Annotated in this window: 15 protein-coding genes; 2 read left to right on the forward strand and 13 right to left on the reverse strand. The window is 28.4% G+C overall.

Annotation, left to right across the window (positions count from 1 at the left end):
- Positions 1 to 57: 57 nt before the first annotated feature.
- The 4 genes from rpmE to CK556_RS03605 form a co-directional block, all read right to left on the reverse strand.
- Positions 58 to 336 carry a 50S ribosomal protein L31 gene (rpmE, locus tag CK556_RS03590; RefSeq protein ID WP_027875522.1) on the reverse strand — a complete coding sequence of 93 codons (279 nt, stop codon included), beginning with the start codon at positions 334 to 336 and terminating at the stop codon, positions 58 to 60.
- Between the two features lie 126 nt (positions 337 to 462).
- Positions 463 to 1350, reverse strand: a complete 888-nt coding sequence (gene fba, locus CK556_RS03595) for a class II fructose-1,6-bisphosphate aldolase (RefSeq protein WP_027875521.1) — start codon at positions 1348 to 1350, stop codon at positions 463 to 465.
- A gap of 72 nt (positions 1351 to 1422) precedes the next feature.
- Positions 1423 to 2298 (reverse strand): ABC transporter permease, encoded by an 876-nt coding sequence (locus CK556_RS03600; protein WP_027875520.1) that lies wholly within the window; start codon positions 2296 to 2298, stop codon positions 1423 to 1425.
- Complete coding sequence (locus tag CK556_RS03605; RefSeq protein ID WP_027875519.1) at positions 2298 to 3002, reverse strand: ABC transporter ATP-binding protein; 705 nt, start codon at positions 3000 to 3002, stop codon at positions 2298 to 2300. The genes CK556_RS03600 and CK556_RS03605 overlap by 1 nt, the downstream gene beginning before the upstream one ends.
- Positions 3003 to 3108: 106 nt before the next feature.
- On the opposite strand from CK556_RS03605, the gene CK556_RS03610 reads away from it, so the two are divergent.
- Entirely contained in the window at positions 3109 to 3621 is a 513-nt protein-coding gene (locus CK556_RS03610; protein WP_027875518.1) for a GNAT family N-acetyltransferase, read from the forward strand.
- A 20-nt stretch (positions 3622 to 3641) separates the two neighbouring features.
- Here CK556_RS03610 and CK556_RS03615 read toward each other — a convergent pair whose 3' ends face one another.
- From CK556_RS03615 to CK556_RS03655, 9 genes are all read right to left on the reverse strand, one after another.
- The gene (locus CK556_RS03615) at positions 3642 to 4550 is read right to left on the reverse strand and encodes a type I phosphomannose isomerase catalytic subunit (RefSeq protein ID WP_027875517.1); all 909 of its coding nucleotides are present in this window, start codon (positions 4548 to 4550) and stop codon (positions 3642 to 3644) included.
- 11 nt (positions 4551 to 4561) lie between these two features.
- Positions 4562 to 6997, reverse strand: a complete 2436-nt coding sequence (locus CK556_RS03620; RefSeq protein WP_027875516.1) for a fructose-specific PTS transporter subunit EIIC — start codon at positions 6995 to 6997, stop codon at positions 4562 to 4564.
- A gap of 81 nt (positions 6998 to 7078) precedes the next feature.
- A complete protein-coding gene (locus tag CK556_RS03625) occupies positions 7079 to 7885 on the reverse strand; it encodes a MurR/RpiR family transcriptional regulator (protein WP_027875515.1) in 807 nt (268 codons plus the stop codon).
- 61 nt (positions 7886 to 7946) lie between these two features.
- Positions 7947 to 9545 (reverse strand): CTP synthase, encoded by a 1599-nt coding sequence (locus CK556_RS03630; protein WP_027875514.1) that lies wholly within the window; start codon positions 9543 to 9545, stop codon positions 7947 to 7949.
- Positions 9546 to 9614: 69 nt separating this feature from the next.
- Complete coding sequence (gene rpoE / locus CK556_RS03635; RefSeq protein WP_027875513.1) at positions 9615 to 10037, reverse strand: DNA-directed RNA polymerase subunit delta; 423 nt, start codon at positions 10035 to 10037, stop codon at positions 9615 to 9617.
- Positions 10038 to 10065: 28 nt separating this feature from the next.
- A complete protein-coding gene (locus tag CK556_RS03640) occupies positions 10066 to 11274 on the reverse strand; it encodes an HD domain-containing protein (RefSeq protein WP_027875512.1) in 1209 nt (402 codons plus the stop codon).
- A gap of 11 nt (positions 11275 to 11285) precedes the next feature.
- The gene (gene gltX / locus CK556_RS03645) at positions 11286 to 12734 is read right to left on the reverse strand and encodes a glutamate--tRNA ligase (RefSeq protein WP_027875511.1); all 1449 of its coding nucleotides are present in this window, start codon (positions 12732 to 12734) and stop codon (positions 11286 to 11288) included.
- 47 nt (positions 12735 to 12781) lie between these two features.
- The gene (locus CK556_RS03650) at positions 12782 to 14551 is read right to left on the reverse strand and encodes a dicarboxylate/amino acid:cation symporter (protein WP_051412754.1); all 1770 of its coding nucleotides are present in this window, start codon (positions 14549 to 14551) and stop codon (positions 12782 to 12784) included.
- Between the two features lie 20 nt (positions 14552 to 14571).
- The gene (locus CK556_RS03655; protein WP_027875509.1) at positions 14572 to 15900 is read right to left on the reverse strand and encodes an FAD-dependent oxidoreductase; all 1329 of its coding nucleotides are present in this window, start codon (positions 15898 to 15900) and stop codon (positions 14572 to 14574) included.
- A 175-nt stretch (positions 15901 to 16075) separates the two neighbouring features.
- On the opposite strand from CK556_RS03655, the gene CK556_RS03660 reads away from it, so the two are divergent.
- Entirely contained in the window at positions 16076 to 18001 is a 1926-nt protein-coding gene (locus CK556_RS03660; protein ID WP_027875508.1) for a type IA DNA topoisomerase, read from the forward strand.
- Positions 18002 to 18049: the final 48 nt, after the last annotated feature.

An 18049-nucleotide genomic window follows, 5' to 3' on the forward strand; every position in this document is an offset into this window, starting at 1 on the left:
ATTTGCTTCTTTAAGTGAACAAAAAAGCCAAAATAAAAGACCGCTAACGGTCTCTTATTATTTAGTTTCTTTATTTTTTGATTTTTGATCTTCAGAATTTTTTTGAGCAGTTGCATTAATTGCTTCTTTTCTTGCAAATTTTGATTTAAATTGTTCAACACGACCTGTTGTGTTTGCAAAGTTTTGCGCACCTGAGTAGAATGGGTGACAATTTGAACAAACGTCAATTCTCATTTCTTCTCTTTTTGTAGTTCCACAAACGAATTCATTAGCACATGTTGTACAAACAAATTTTGCTTCCTCGAAGTATTTTGGTTGAATATCTTTTTTTGGCATAGATGTATCTCCTTTCACACTATGTTTTCATATAGATACTTTTTCAGTACCTAAAAATTATATAACATTTTTATAAAAAAGAACAAATAAAAAACCGCTTTCGCGATTTTCAATTAAAATCTTAAATTAAGCTTTTCCTTTACATCCGAATCATTCTGTTAATTCATTAAATGTTTCTTTTAATGCTTGGTAACCAGGATTTAATAATTTTCTTGGATCAAATCCTTTTGTTTTGTCATCTAAGTCTTTTCCAGCTTCGATGTATTTTCTTGTAGCATCTCTAAATGCTAATTGTAATTCTGTGTTAACATTAATTTTTGAAATTCCCATTGAAATAGCTTTTTCAACTTGATCTTGAGGAATTCCACTTCCACCATGCAATACCATTGGCATTTTACATGATGCTTGCAAATCTTGTAAAGTATCGAATGATAAACCTGTTCATCATTCTGGGTATTTTCCATGAATGTTTCCGATTCCAGCAGCTAACATTGAAATTCCAGTTTTTGAAATTTCTGCTGCTTGAGTTGGGTCTCCTAATTCACCGTTTCCAACAACACCATCTTCTTCTCCACCAATTGAACCAATTTCAGCTTCAACTGAAATTTCATGTTCATTTGCAAAAATTAATAATTCTTTAGTTTTTGCTAAGTTTTCTTCGTATGGTAGATGTGATCCATCAAACATAACTGATGAGTAACCAGCTAAAATACATTTTTTAGCCATTTCAATTGATTGTCCATGGTCTAAGTGTAATGCAACTGGAACAGTAATGTTTAATTCTTCTAATAATCCGTTAACCATTCCCACAACAGTGATTGGTCCACCCATATATTTAATTGCACCTTCACTTGTTCCTAAAATAACTGGTGTATTTGAAGCTTGTGCTGCTTCTAAAATTGCTTTAGTTCATTCTAAGTTGTTAATGTTAAAGTGACCGATTGCATATTTGTTTTCGTGTGCTGCTTTAACCATAGCTGTAGCATTAACTAATTTTTCATGATATAGTCTCATTTATTTATCCTCTTTCTTTTATACTTCTATAAAATTATACAACTTTATAACTTTTAAGAAAATAATTTTAAATTATCTTTTAGCAGTTCATTTAAATGTAAATGTGGTTAAAGTAAATAATGCTGTTAAAATACCCAATGAACCAACAATTGGTTGTCATGAGGCAGTAAAACTATTTACAGCTCCTTGGAAAGTGGCTGCTTGAGTTGGAATGATTCATTGATCATTGGGTAATATTTCTGTTCAACCAGTTTGACTAAATGAATACATGTATAAGAAAACTGGGTATTTGTGTGGAATAAAATAAGTAAAAATTACCATTCCTTCACTTTTAAATAAAGATTGTGTTGGAAGCATTATCCCTGATAAAAATATACTGAAAAAATATACCATCATTACTACACCTTGAATTGAACCAGATGAATTTGCAATACCTCCGAACAATGTTGCTAATGCAATTGATGTTGCACAAATTAAAATTATTGATAAAAATAAATATCCTATTTTTATTGAGTTAAAACTTGATATAAAAGTGTTTTCACTTCCTGTTCCAAGCGTTGCAATGCTTAATATTGTGTTAAAAGATAAAACAACTAAATAAAAGAATATTCCTGCTAAAAGGTAAACTAGTCAAATAGAAGCAATAAACATACTCTTTTTAACCCCTGTTATGTCTATTCTTTTTAAAAATACAGAGTTTTTTCATTCGACAATTGCTGGAGTTAATGAAGTTAAAACTGTCAAACATGGAAGAAGCGCATAATTAAATAGTGTTTTCCCTTCTTTTCCAAAAATGAAAAAAAACATTACAGAAAAAAATATAGGGACAACAAGCATAAATATAATGCTTCTTGGTTCTTTGGTAAATGACTTGTAAACAAGCGATGTTAAATTTTTAAAAATGCTTGTTTGTTTTTTTATGTCAAAACTTTTTAAACTTGCTTTCATTATTTTAGTTCTCCTTTAAAAAATAAATTCATTAAATCTCTGACTGATCCATATTTAGAAATAACAGCACTGATTTTTTTATCAAAGAATATATTTCCTTCATGAATAATAACTATTCTGTCACACAAAATTTCAACTTCCTCTGGGTGATGTGAAACCAATAACAATGTTTGCTTATTTTGTTTTACGTTATCTCTAAAGAAATCAGTAATTTTATATTGCAGTTCCATATCAAGACCTGTTGTTAATTCATCTAAAATAACAATTTTTGGGTTGTTCATAACAGAGATCATTGCATTAAATCTCTGCTTTTGACCCCCTGACAATTTTTTTAAAGGTGTTTTAATAAACTCTTTTATATCAAAAACGTCTGAAATAATTGCCTCTCATTCTTTTGTAAATTTTGGATAAATACTTTTGTAAAAAGTTAACATATCACTTGGTGTTATTCCCGCTGGTCAATCACCTGTTTGAAGTTGAATTCCAATTTCAGCTTTGATATTTTCATCCAAATTAATTTTGATTGTACCTTTATCTGGTTTATTAAATTGTGCAATCATTTCAACTAATGTAGTTTTACCACAACCATTAGCTCCCATAATTGCAATTCTTTCACCTTCTTTTATATCAAGGTTAAAATCTTTTAATACAACTTTATTTTTAAATGACTTACTTAAATTTTTAATTTCAATTATATTTTTCATGTTTTCTCCTTTTCATATAAATCTAATAATAGCACTAAAAGAAAAATAATAAAATGCAAATAATATTAAAGGTATATAATATTTTTAATTAGATTGGGGGGTTAATATGGAGATAAAAATTATTAAACCAAGCTTAAAAAATAAGAATGCAATTTTAAAAGCATTAAAAAATTTCATGCAATACCCTGAAGAAATAGAAGATAAAATTCAAGGTTCCTCAGATATTCTTTCATTTCAAACAGTCGAAGAGTGAATTGACTTTGTTAAAGAAGGAGTTGGGTTCCCAGGCTGAATGCCTTTTAAACAGTATATTGCGATTAACAACCAAAACGAAGTTATAGGTTTTATTAATTTAAGGTTAGAATTAAATGAAAACTTATTAAATTTTGGTGGCCACATTGGTTATGGTGTAGCACCACGCTATAGAAATATGGGATTAGCAACAGAAATGCTAGCACAAACATTAAAAATAGCTAAAAAAGAAGGTATTAAAGAAATACTAATAACTTGTTTAGATACAAACCCTGCTTCAGAAAAAGTTATTTTAAAAAATGGCGGAGTATATGAAAATTCAATAGAAAATGAGAACAAAATTTTCAAAAGATTCTGAATAAAATAAAAAATCTCTTTCGAGATTTTTTATTTTTTAATTCAGTAAAAAATTATTTCAATTTCACCCTCTATTATAATTTCTGAAAAATTGCTTAAAATAATTGCTGATTCACCTTTTTGAAATTTAACCCCTCCGATTGTTCCCTCGCCTTTAACAACAGTTAACTCAATTCAATATGAATCTTCATACTTTACAAAATTTGTATGCAAAGTTGATTTATAAACAAATATTGAAAAGAAATTTGAAGAAAAAACTCTTCCACTTGCATTTTTAACAACATTCAATTTATTATCAGGAAAAGTTAAATTATCAATTGACTTTTCTATCTGCAATTCCCTTTTTTTTCCTTCTTCTAATCTGTCATAATCATAAAGTCTATAAGTGACATCACTTGATCTTTGAAGTTCAAAAACCTTTACATTTGCTGTTAAAGCATGAATTTTTCCAGATGGAACAAAAATGAAATCACCTTTATTAACTTTTATGGTTTTAAGCAATTTTTTTCAATTATTATTTTCAACACATTCAATAAATTCTTCTTTATTTTGAGCAGAATGCCCGTAAATAATTTCACTATCTTTTGGGCAATCTAAAACAATTCATGATTCGGGTTTTCCCAAGTCATTTTCATTTTTAATTGCATATTCATCATTTGGATGAACTTGAACGGATAAATTTTCAGTAGGGTTTATTACTTTTGAAAGTAATGGAAACTTTTCATAGCTTTCTCTTCCAAAAAAATTTTTATTATTTTGAAAAAAATCTTTTAAAGTTATTTCTTCATCATCTAAAAAACTTAATCCGTTTGGATGAGCAGAAATAACTCAAGCCTCTCCAAATTTTTTATTGCTTGGGTTTTCATATCCCAAACTTTTTCAATCTTTTGAACCTCATATCTTTTCAGAAAAATGTGGCTTTATTTTTATTATTTTCATTTTAAATCTCTTTAAATTCTATTTTTATATTCTTCTCTATATTTTTTTCTTAAATCTATATTGCAATTTTTAATTTCATTTTCCTTAAGTTCTTTAATTTTTAAGATTTCAGAATTTAGTTTTTGTTTAAAATCTTTAAATTCTATTTTTGATAAATCTGCCTTTTCCTTTTTACTTAGACTTTTTTCCTTTAAAGTTTTAATTTCAGAATTATATTTTTCTGAAATAAATTTTATATCTTTTTTAAGTGAAGAATTTTTTATAAACTCTTTTTCTTTTTTATTAATATTCATAAAATCTTTTTTTGCTATATTAACATTTATTTTATATTGTTCATTTACTTTTTCAATTTCATTTTTAAGTATATTTATTTCTTTTTCTGTACCATTATTTTCTTTTAGTTTTTTCATTTCTTCTTTGATTTGCAATATTTTTTCATGTTTTTCTAGCTTTAATGTTTCCAAATTAATAACATGTGCTTCTTTAACAGAACCATAAGCACCAGCATCTTTCATTTGTCAAATACCGTACAATGATGTTGTAACCGCTACTCCACAAATTACAGCAATAAAGTAGTAAAGTGTCATGGGTCCATAAGGTACTGCTCCTAATATTGCAACAATTGGTCCACCATGTGCTGCTGCGTCAGTTATCATAAAGGCACCAGCAATACCACCAGCAACAGCAGATCCAAGAACATTACAAATTATTGCTCTTTTTGGGTCTCTAATTGCAAATGGTATAGCACCTTCAGAAATCCCTATTGTTCCCATTATAATCGCAGCTATTCCCATTCCTCTTTCTTCTTCTGAGTAAAATCTTTTAAATAAAATTGTTGATAATCCCATTCCTAATGGTGCTACTGGGATTGCTGCTGACATTGCGCCCATTGGTTGTTGAACCCCAGCAGTAATTAGAGCAGAACATGTAATAAAAGCAATTTTATTAACTGGTCCACCCATATCAAATCCGGCCATTGCCCCTAATATAATACCTAAACCTAAACCTACTAATATACCTATATTGCCTGAGTTATATGCTTTTTCAATTCCTGCTTGCACTTGACTCATAACATATCCTATTGGTGCTCCTAAGATATATATAAATATTAATGATATTAATATACCAGCAGTTAGTGGTATAAAGAATATTGGCATTGCTGGTGCAAGAGATTTTGGAACTTTTCAATTGTTAACTCATCTTACATAATATCCTACAACTAATCCTGCAATTATTGCTCCAATAAATCCCATAGGAGTTGCTACAGCATCCATTCCCGGAATTCAAGAAGCTAATTTAGAAGTATCATTTCCTATAAATGCTCCAACCATAGCTGGTGCTATTGCCGCTCTACCAGCAATTGAATTTGCTATAAAACCAGCTAGCACAGGAATCATTAAAGTAAATGCTGCTCCACCAATGCTATCTAAAATAGCAAGTATACCTCACTTATATTCACCATTTGGTCCAGCTGTTCCAGATTCAGGACCTCAAATTGCTTTTGCTAATCCTAATGAAAACGCTAAACAAATACCTCCCAATACTATCATTGGGATCATATATGAGATACCTGCTAAAATATGATTTAGTGGTGAATCATTTGTTGCTGCCTTTTTACCCTTTTGATTATTAAATCCTTCTGTATTATTGGATTCATAAATTTTTCCATCCTTAATACTTTTATCAATTAATTTCTTAGGGTCTTTAATTGCATCAACAACTTTTGTAGCAAATATTTTTTTACCTACAAAACGATCCATTTCAACAGAGATATCTGTTGCTAATATAATTACATCTGCCTCTTCAATTTCTTTATATGTTAATTTATTACCTACACCTTTTGATCCTTGGGTTTCAATTCTAATTTGATAGCCCATCTCTGCACCAGCTTTCAATAATTTTTCTTCAGCCATGTAAGTGTGTGCAATTCCAGTTACACAAGCTGTTATACCTACAACTTTTACTTTACTTTTTAATTTAGTTTGTTCCTTTTCATTGTTTTCTTTTAATAAAATATTTAAAACATCTAATGAACTTTTAGGATTTTGCAATTCTTTTTTAATTTCTTCATCCATAATTTTCACAGCTAGTGAGCTTAGCATTTTTAAGTGTTCTTCACCTGATGGTGTATCTGGAATAAGCAATGCTAAGATAACGTTTGTTCCTTTTCCATCAAGTGATTTTCAATCTATTTTATTTTTAAGTTTTATATAAAATATAGAAGGTTGTGTTATTTCTTTTATTCTTGCATGTGGTATAGCAAAACCATCCTCAAATCCTGTTGTTGATTGTTTTTCTCTTTGTTTAAATCCTTTAATAAGAGCTTTTTCATTACTTGTATATTTTAATTCATAAGCTTTATTAGCAATATACTCAAAAACTTCAGCTTGTGTATTCAAATCTAAATTAATAAATATATTATTTTTGTTTAATATTTTTTTATCCATATGGCCTCCTACTTAAATAGTACTCCATTTTATTCAAAAAATGAATATTTTTTCAGAACACAAAAAAATAATGGTACCCCATTACTTATTTTGCCATTTTCATTCTTCAACAACGTCTATTTCAGGTAAAATATTTTTCAACATTTCTCTAAAAATTAATTCTATTACTAAATTCATACAAGTTTTTGAAGTAAAAGAGAAAGATCTAAATTTAGCATCCGTTGATGGTATTTTTATACAAATATCAACTTCATTTTCTCATTTACTCTTAAATTCCCCAGTTAATAAAATTATTTTTATTCCTTTAATAAGAGCTTTTTCAATTATTTTTGAAATTTCATTCTTATCCGAAGAATATGATATAACAATTAATACATCAGTCTTAGTCATAAAATTTAAATTTATTAATTGTTGGTGTCAATCTAAACTTAACATTGCATATTTTCCAATTTTTGTTAATTTATGCTCAAACAAATATTTTATTGAATAATTTCCGCCAAGTGAAGCAACATTTATTTTATTTGCTTTTACTAATAAATCTGATGCCTTAATTATTTGACTATCATCAATTTTTTCTAAAGTATTTGTGATATCTAATAGCATTCTTTTTTTATTATCAAATAAATTATTTTTCTCATAATTGCTTTTAAAGTAAGTCTTAATTTCTTCATTTAATTTTTCTTTAAAAAGTTTATAATTTCCCTCTGGGTAAATTTCATTAATGAATCTAGTTGTTGTGGGTTGCGATGCTTGGCTTTTTTCAGCAAGTTGAGTTATTCCTAATGTAAACTTATTATTTTTTGTTATTTCACTAATTATAGTTTCAGCAATTCTTCTTTGTGATTTTTCCTGTTCATTACTTGCTTTATAAACTTTTTCAATTATCATAAAATTTCTCCCTTTTTATTTTAATAATATATTATTAAAAAATTATACAACTATAATAATTCTAAGAATTTTTAATTATAGCTTCAACAAATCCCTTAAATAAAGGATTGGGTTTGTTTGGTCTTGAAGTAAACTCTGGATGAAATTGGGTTGCTACAAAAAATGGGTGTGCTGGTATCTCAATCATTTCAACAAGTTTTTTATCTTCATATATTCCTGAAAATACTAAACCCTTATCTTCTAATGACTTCATATATTCGTTATTAAATTCATATCTATGTCTGTGTCTTTCAAAGACCTCATTTGCTCCATATAATTTTTCTGCAATTGTTCCTTTTTTAATAGTTGTCTTATAAAAAGCACCAAGTCTTAAAGTGCCGCCTAAGTTTTGAACATCAATTCCTCTAATGAAATCAAAGATAGGTGCTGTAGTTGCCTGATCAAATTCTGTCGAGTTTGCTGTTGAGAGATTTAATCAATCTCTCGCCATTGAAATAGTCGCTATTTGCATTCCAAGACAAATACCCAAATATGGGATATTGTTTTCTCTTGCAAATTTAGACGCCAAAATCATACCTTCAACTCCACGATCACCAAATCCACCAGGCACTAAGATACCTTTAGCGTTTTTTAATACTTCTTGGTAATTATTTTCATTAATTTTATCAGCTTGAATTCAATTAATTTTTAATTTTCTATTAAACTCATATCCCGATATTTTCAATGATTCAATAACAGATAGATAAGCATCTTGTAATTCAATATATTTTCCTACAAAAGTAACTTCAAATTCTTGTTTTGATTGATTTATTTTCTCAATAAATTTGATTCAAGCAGTCATATCAGTTTTTGTTACTTTAATTTGTAATTGTTCTAAAACAAGTGCATGAAGATTTTGATTATACATTTCTAGTGGAACTTCATAAATAGATTCCTTATCAATTGCGTCAATTACATTTGTTGTAGGTATGTTACAAAATAATGATATTTTTTCTTTAATATCTTTTGAAGAATGCTTATCAGTTCTTTGAACAATAATATCTGGTTGAATTCCTAAACTTAATAATTCTTTAACAGACATCTGAATAGGTTTTGTTTTATATTCTTTTGATGCACTTAAATATAACAACAATGCAACGTGAATAAAAACTACACTTTCTTTTCCTTGTTCCATTCTAATTTGTCTAATTGCTTCAATAAATGGCTGAGATTCGATATCACCAACTGTTCCACCAATTTCAGAAATGATAATATCTGCACCTGAAGTTTTAGCTGCTTGATAAACTTTATTTTTTATTGAATCAGTAATGTGAGGAACAACTTGTATAGTTTGGCCTCCTCAATCCCCGCGTCTTTCAGCATTAATGGTTTCAAGATATATTTTTCCAGCTGATGTTGATGACATCTTTGTCAATTTTTCATCAATAAATCTTTCATAATGCCCTAAGTCTAAATCAGTTTCCCCACCATCATCTGTAACAAAAACTTCTCCATGCTGATAAGGACTCATTGTTCCTGGGTCCACATTTAAATATGGATCAAATTTTTGCATGAACACTTTTAACCCACTTGCTTTCAATAAATTTCCTAACGAACTAGCTGTGATTCCTTTTCCTAAGCCTGAAACCACTCCACCAGTTACAAATACAAATTTTGCCATAATCTTACTCCTTCTAAAAAATAAAAAAAGTTGCTAAAACATAAAAGCTCACAACTTTTTCTTTAAATATTACATATCCTCATCTTCATCATAATAAATTGATGTAGCGTCGTCTTCTTCCTCTTCAACAAAAAGATCATCATAAATTTCTGGGTCTTCTTCGTCTTCATCTGAATTTATATTTTCTTCAGTTAAGTCTTCAGCGTCTTCATCTAAACTAATCATTTTCTTTTTAACAGGTTTTTCAACAAATTTTTTCTTAATATCTTCAATTTTTGAGTCATCACTTAATGCTCATTCGCCCTTTGGAGAAAGGGCAAATCTAACATCAAGAACTAAGTCACTATATAAATCAGCAATTGCTTCGTTTTCATCATTTTTATGATTTATAGCTTTATCTTTTATCGCGTCTCATATATCCATCAATTTGACTGGATTTTTACGTTTTTTTAAAAAAGCGTAAGCTAAATCAATGTTTGATAAATTTTCCATTTTATTCCCCCTTACTCTCTATCAAGTTTTACATAAATTCTTTTGGAAAAAAGAATTTTTTTACTATTTTCTCATCTTCAAATTGTTTTACTGTATTAGCTAATAAACTAAACTTAGTAAGTGATTTTACTGTATTGTTTTTATCAACAATATAAATTGTTTGATCTTTTCCTTCAATTACACCATCTCTATAAATATTTGGTTTCTTAGAAATTGGTTCAGTAAAGTAGTATTTAGGATCTTTACCCTGTTCTTTTAACATATTCTTAATTTCTCTAATTTTCACTTCATCAGCTTCTTTTAATTTTAAAAAATTTCTGTTAATTATTCTAGAACCTAAATCACTTAAAATATGATCATTTTCCAATTGAGAATTTTTAATAATGTCTATCATTGTAAAATCATCTAAATTTAAGTATAAATCTGTTGAAATATTTTGTCCATTAAAAATTGCACTAAAATATTTTTTTATTCTTGAATCTTTGAATTCATGACCTAATTCATTTAAATCCAGCAATCTTTTAAACCAATTTTGAAATGTTACATCAAAACCTGTTGAAAGTTGATGTTCATATACTTGTTTATACATATGATATCTACCTAATAGGTATGATTCTATAGCATGAATTGTTTTTTTGGGAAAAACTATTTTATCATCTATAATTTTTACGTTTCTGATTAAAAATTCTATATCAACAGCTGCATAGTTAACACCGCAATAATATGAGTCACGCATCAAATAATCAATTCTATCTGCATCAAGTTGACTGCTTACTAGTGAATTTAAAACCTTTACTGGGTGTTTTCCTTCTAAAATAGCAACAACATCATTTGGGTTTATTTTATGCTTTTTCAAAATTTTTGATATATTTCCACTTGGATTAGTAATTATATCAGCACTATATTGCTCATGATGTCTATTACCAATTTTTTCAAATGTGTGTGAAAATGGGCCATGACCTATATCATGCATTAAACCTGCTAATAAAACTGCTGTTCTATCTTTATGAGGTATTTTTAAAAAGTCTGGAGTTTTTAAAAATTGATTAATAATATGATAAACGCCTATACAGTGTGTAAATCTTGTGTGCGTTGCACCTGCATAAGCGTACTGAGAACCACCTAATTGTAATATGCGTCTTAGTCTTTGCATTTCAGGTGAGTTAATGATTTCCATAAAAACTTCTTCGTTGATGAATATATCACCATGCACACTATCTCTAAATACTTTTTCCATAATCAAAACCCCTACTTAATTTTAGCAATGTTTGCTAAAACCTTTTCTTTTCCTAAAAGATAAATTACATCTGCCAAAGAAGGACCGTGCTCTGAATTTGAAGCAGCTATTCTAATTGGCATAAATAACTCTTTTCCTTTTTTAGAAGTTAATTCACTTACGATTTTAATTAATTTTTTTATTTCCTCAGTTGTTCAATTAGTTAGACTGTTTATTTGATTCTTAAATTCTACAATAACTAATTCATAGTTATCAATTGTTTTTAAACCATCAATAATCTCGCTTGATAAGTCTATATCATTAAAGAATATATCTAAATGATTATTAATTTGTTCTGCAAATTCTAATTCTTTTTTAAACAATAAAAGAACTTGATTTAATCATTCGATTGATTTAGTTGAAATATTAAATCTATTTGAATCAATAAACTTTTTAGTAAAATCTAAATATTGTTCTTCATTTAAATTTTTCATATATTGAGAATTAATTCATTTCATTTTTGTCATATCAAATGTTGATGGAGATTTACTAAATCTTTTATCATCAAACATTTTGATTAATTCTTCTCTTGTTAATAGCTCTTTTTCCCCAGTCGGTGATCAACCTAATAAAGAAATATAATTGAACATAGCTTCTGGTAGATAACCCTGATTTTTATACTGTTCAATAAAGAATAATGCATTACCACTTCTTTTTGAAAGTTTTTTACCAGTTGAATCAATAATTAAAGACATATGACCAAAGTTTGGAGTTTTTCAGCCAAAAGCTTCATAAATTAGAATTTGTCTTGGTGTATTTGAAATATGTTCCTCACCCCTTAAAACATGAGTGATTTCCATATCAAAATCATCGACTACAACAGCAAAATTATAAGTTGCAATTTTATTTGTTTTCAAAATAACAAAATCACCTAATTCTTTTGAATCAAATGTAATATCACCCTTAATAAAATCTTTAATGTTTAGAATTTTTTCAGGTACTAAGAATCTAATTGAAAATTCTTTTCCAACTTCAATGTTGCTGTTGATTTCTTGATTAGATAGTTTTGCACATTTCCCAGAATACTTAGTTGCAACGATTCCTTTAGCTACTTGCTCTTCATAATCTTTTTCCAATTCTTCTGTTGTGCAAAAACAACGATAAGCTTTATTTTGATTAATTAAATCATGAGCTAATTTTTCATATCTTTCAAATTTTTGAGATTGCATATACTTACCGTATTTTTCTTCTCCAGGTTTTAAGAACGACTCATCAGCAATAATGCCTAGTCAATTTAAGTTTTCAAATTGCGATTCGATTGCTCCCTCAACGTTTCTTTCTAAATCAGTGTCTTCAATCCTTACAATAAAGTCACCATCATAGTGCTTAGCAAATAAATAATTCATTAAAGCTGTTCTAGTATTTCCGATATGTAAAAAACCTGTTGGTGATGGTGCATATCTTAATCTAAATTTAGTCATATTAACTCCTTTATAACTTTAAAACTTTATTTATTTTACCAATTTATTTATTTTTTTGCTTTTTTAGTTTGTCTATTTATTTTCTTTTTTTCAGCGTTTTGAGATTTTAATTCTTTTTTACTATTGATTTTTACAATTTTATTTTCATATTTTTGAACTCTTGAATCAATCTGTTTTTGAGTAACTAATTCAGTCCCTTCTTCAAATGAGCCTTCATCCCTAGCAATTAATGTTGCTGCAAAAACTCCACCTGTAACATTTGTTGCAGTTCTACCCATATCAAATAAACCATCAATTGCTCCAAATATTGCATAAACTGGAGCAAAGTATGTTCCAAATCCAATTCCGTTTAAAACTGCTGATGTAACAACTGTAGCTGTTCCAGGAACCCCTGCAATTCCAATACTTGCAACGACTGTAGTAAATAAACCTAAAATAAAGAATGCAAAGATATTCATTGAAGCAACTTGTGCAGAACCTGTATATAAAACAGATGTAATTAATCCCGCTTGAACTCCAGCACAGGCAACTAACCCTAATGATGTAGAAAGTGGTGCTACAATACTTGTTATTTTATCTTGAACTTTCATTTCTTTTGAAAGAGTTTCCATTGTAACTGGTAATGTTGCGTTTGATGATTGAGTTGAAAATCCTTGAATTAAAGGTCTTCATGCATATTTTCATCAAGCTTTTACATTTACACCTGATACAAATAATATTAATGTCATAACACCTAACATAACAAATAATCCGATGTATCCTACCGCTAAAATCATTCCTATTGAAGCTAATGCACCAATTGCTCTTGTTGTAATAGAAGTTGTGATCATAGCCATAACAGCAAGAGGCATTATTTTCATAAATGTCATTAAAATTGACATAACAATATCTCAAGCTCTATCCATAAATCTATTTAAATTTTCCATTGACTCTGGATGTTTTTTTCTAACAAATGTTGTTGCGTATCCGATTAATGCCGCTAATACAATAACAGGTATAATTGCTGTTGCAGAAAGAGTAGCAACAAAGTTTGAAGGTATATATCCTCAAATTATGTCTGGCAATGCTTTTGCATCTGTTCTTCCTGATCCTCCAGCAATTTGTTGATCAAAATTTAACCCTTTACCTATGTTTAAAAAGTATCCAATTCAAAATGTAATTGTAAATGCAATTGCAACATTAATTAGTAAAATTGCAATGGCTTTTCCCGAAATTCTTCCTAGACCGCTTGTTCCTGGTTTTGCAACAACTCTGAATATTGCAATAAATACAACAGGTATGGTAATTAATAAAATACCATTAATAAAAATTTGCTTTAACATTGTTGCTCAAGTATTAAATTCTTCTACTCAAAGAATTCCTGATTTAACATCAGGAACAAAAGTTATTGCTCCTTCAAAAGCAGCTTTACCATTAGAATCTATAAAAATATTTCCTAAACTTAAATTTTTAATTATTTGTTCGTATCCATCTGTTCCAATTATAGAACTGATTTTAACGTAAGCTTCACCTGATTGTATGTAATAACCTGATATATCAATTCAAGTTCCATCAACTGAAGCTCATGCGGAATTTCCACTATGAGCAAATCATGAACCGCCAGGGAAACCTATAATAGCCTGAATTATGACACCAAAAATTAATCCAATTGACATACCAATTAGAATTCTATATACAAATTTAATTTTTATTTGTTTTAGTCCATATCAAAATCCACCCATTAAACCAAAGAACAATAAAATCGCTAATAGAGATTGTCATGTACTTATGCTTAAAAAGTTTTGTAGGAATGTTTCTTTAAAACTACTTAATAACATTTAAGTTACCTCTTTTCTTTTTATATTAATTTACTTAATGCAATATGAATTATGTCTGTTGTTCTAGAAAATGGTGGAGAATACGGTAAATCAATTTGCTCTAATGCTTCATCAACATTCACTCTTGCTCAAATCAAACTTACTAATCCATAAATTCTTAACACTGCTTTGTTTTTTCCAAGCATTTGCACATTGATGATTTGATTTGTATTTTCATCAACAATTATTTTTAACCATAATTCTTCTTGATCACTTACATAATTTGTGTGATCCTTGTCTTTTATTAAAATTTCTTTTGTTTTTAAATTATTTGATTCTATAAACATTCTATTTTCACCAGATCTCGCTAATTCTAAATCAAAAAATCTAATAATTGTTGTGCCTAGTGCACCAGCAAATTTGTTGCTTTTTGCTTTACTTATATTATTTGCAATTACTTTTGCTTGTTTATTTGCTACAGTCGCTAAATAAAATGTTCTTCTATTTTTATATAAATAACTCAAACTGCTACAACAATCTCCCCCAGCATAAACATTTTCAACATTAGTTTCGCAATATTCATTGACTTTAATTGCTCCGTTTGTTTCTAAATCAATAATTGTTTCTTTAAATAATTCAGTATTTGGTAAAACTCCTATACTTAAAATTACAACATCACAATCAATCACATTCCCGCTTAATGTTCTAGCACCACAAACTTTATTATCCTTATCTTTAACAAATTCTACAATTTCATCTTCTTTAATTAGTTTTATGTTTTGCTCTTTTATCTTTTCTTCAACTAATTTTGTAAACTCTTGATCTAAAAGATTTTTCAAAACTCTATCTGCTTTTTCAATAATTGTTATTTCTGCTCTACTGCTATGCTTAATGTTTTCAACCATTTCAAGACCTATTAAGCCTGAACCAATAACAAGAACCTTGCTATTATTATTAATTGCTTTTTTAATTACTATCGCGTCTTCTTTTGAATTTACAGTGAATATATTTGTTGCATCAATATTTTTAATTGATGGAATAATAGGTTTCGCCCCTACAGCAATAACCAAGTTGTCATATTTCAATTCCTTATTTTTAAAATATACTGCTTTTTTATCAAAATCTACTTTTTCAACTTTTGTGTTATTAATTACTTGTACACCTGTTTTTTGAAATTCTTCTACTGTTCTAGCAATTAAAACTTCAGGATTTTGAAAGTTGTCTCCAACATAGTAAGGAATTCCGCACGCTCCCAATGAAACATATTCCTTGTCTTGAATTACAATAATTTCAGAATTTTTATCAAGTCTATTAAGTTTAGCAGCAACTCCCATTCCAGTAGCTGAGCCTCCGATTATTATGGTTTTCATTAAAACTCCTTTTTTGATTATTTATAATTATATGCCTATTTTTAAAAAAATCACAAACTTATTTAAAACTATGTTTTATTTATTATATATAGAAAAAACGATAATTAAATTTTTTTGATTTTGTTGATATTTTTATTTTAAAAGGTTTTAATTATTCAATGAAAGAGGTTTAAGCATGGCAAAATATTTAGTATTACTTGAATCACCATCTAAAGTTGAAAAAATAAAACATTATCTAGAAAAAAACTTTACTGATGATTCTTTTGAGGTTCTTGCTAGTGGTGGGCATATTAATAGAATTGTTGATTCGGGTCCATGAGGATTAGGAATTGACCTTAAGACAATGACTCCAACATTTAAAATTGAAGCATCAAAAAAGAAAAATGTTGACGAAATAATTAAGGCAGGTAAAACTGCGGATCAAATTATTCTTGCTTCCGATCCTGACCGTGAAGGAGAAGCTATAGCTTGACACTTAGGAAATCTTTTTGAAAAACATGATAAGGATATAAAACGTATTACATTTAATGAAATTACAGAAAACGCAGTTGTAAAAGCATTTAATGAAAAAAGAGATATAGATCAAGATTTAGTAAATGCACAATTATCAAGACAAATGCTGGATAAAATAATAGGTTATATGGTATCAAGTTCTTTGCAAAAGAGTACAGGTTTGCTTAGTGCTGGTAGGGTGCAAACTCCGGCTTTAAAAATTCTTGTTGATCGAGATAAAATAATTAAATCTTTTGTTGAAACAGTTTATAAAAAAATATTTGTGATTGATGAAAAATCAAATGTTAAATTATTTTTACATAAGGACGATAATAATTTAATTGTTAATGAACAAAAAACTTATTATATTTCTGAAGATCAGGCTAAAGTTATTATAAATAACTTAGGTTCTGAATACAAATGTACAAAGTACAAAGCAAAAGAATTTGAGGTTAGAAGTTTTAAGCCTTATTCAACAGCGAGTTTACTACAAGATGGTTTTAGTAAACTAAGAATGAGTGCTGCACAAATCACTGTTGCAGCACAAAAACTTTATGAAGCGGGGCTAATAACATATATTAGAACTGACTCAAACAGATATTCAAATGACTTTGTTGCTGAAGCAAAACAATTCATTAACTCAAATTTTAAGGGTGATTTATTTAAAGAAGCTGTTTTTGTTAGAACACAAGCAAATGCTCAAGAAGCACATGAATCAATAAGACCAACAGATTTAAACCAAAGACCAGAAACTATTTCTTTGCAAATCGAAGATAAGAATATGATTAGAATTTATAATCTAATTTGATGAAATACTATAAAATCATTGATGAAAGGTCCAAGTGGTTTTTACCATAATTGAACTTTCTGAAATAATGGTTATGAATTTAAACAAAGTTGAAAAGAGGTTTTAGATCTTGGCTATAATAAGTTGGATAAATTTGAAACTGACGAAGATGTTGAACTTGATGAAAATGATGATGAAATATCAAAAGATGACGAAGCAAAGCCACCTTTTGATTTTAAAGAGAATAGTGTCTTTAATCTGGGGAAAGAATTTATCGTTACTGAAGAAGCAAAAACCGCTCCTCCAAGAATGTTTAACCAAGCAAGCCTTGTTAGAGAACTAAAAGATTTAGGAATTGGTAGACCTTCAACATATACACCAACTCTTTCAAAGCTAAAAGAACGTGAATATGCTATTCCTCATAGAGGTAAACCTTTTGAAGTTACTGACAAAGGATACCAAGCTGCTGATTTCTTGTATCAAAAATATGAGCATTTCTTTAATTTAAATTACACTGCCAAAATGGAAGAAAATCTTGATGAAGTAGCTGAAGGAAAATTTGATTATAAAGATTGAATAAAGACTATATATGAAGAATTAAGTGAATCAGTTAAAGGTCAAATTTTAGAAGCAAAAACAAGTGATATACCTTGTCCAAGATGCCATGAAGGAAGTTTAGTATTTATAAAATCTAAATTTGGTAGAGGTAAAGGTTGTTCAAATTTCACAACAACAAAATGTGGTTATAGAGAATATGAGCAAAAAGATGGTACTTGATTAGAATATGTGGCAAAGCCTAAAACTGATGAAAAACAAAGTTAGTTTTTACTAACTTTTTGTTTATTTAAAAGTTGATTCGCGAGGTAAAAT

Source organism: Mesoplasma chauliocola (assembly GCF_002290085.1).
Lineage (GTDB): Bacteria > Bacillota_I > Bacilli_A > Mycoplasmatales > Mycoplasmataceae > Mesoplasma > Mesoplasma chauliocola.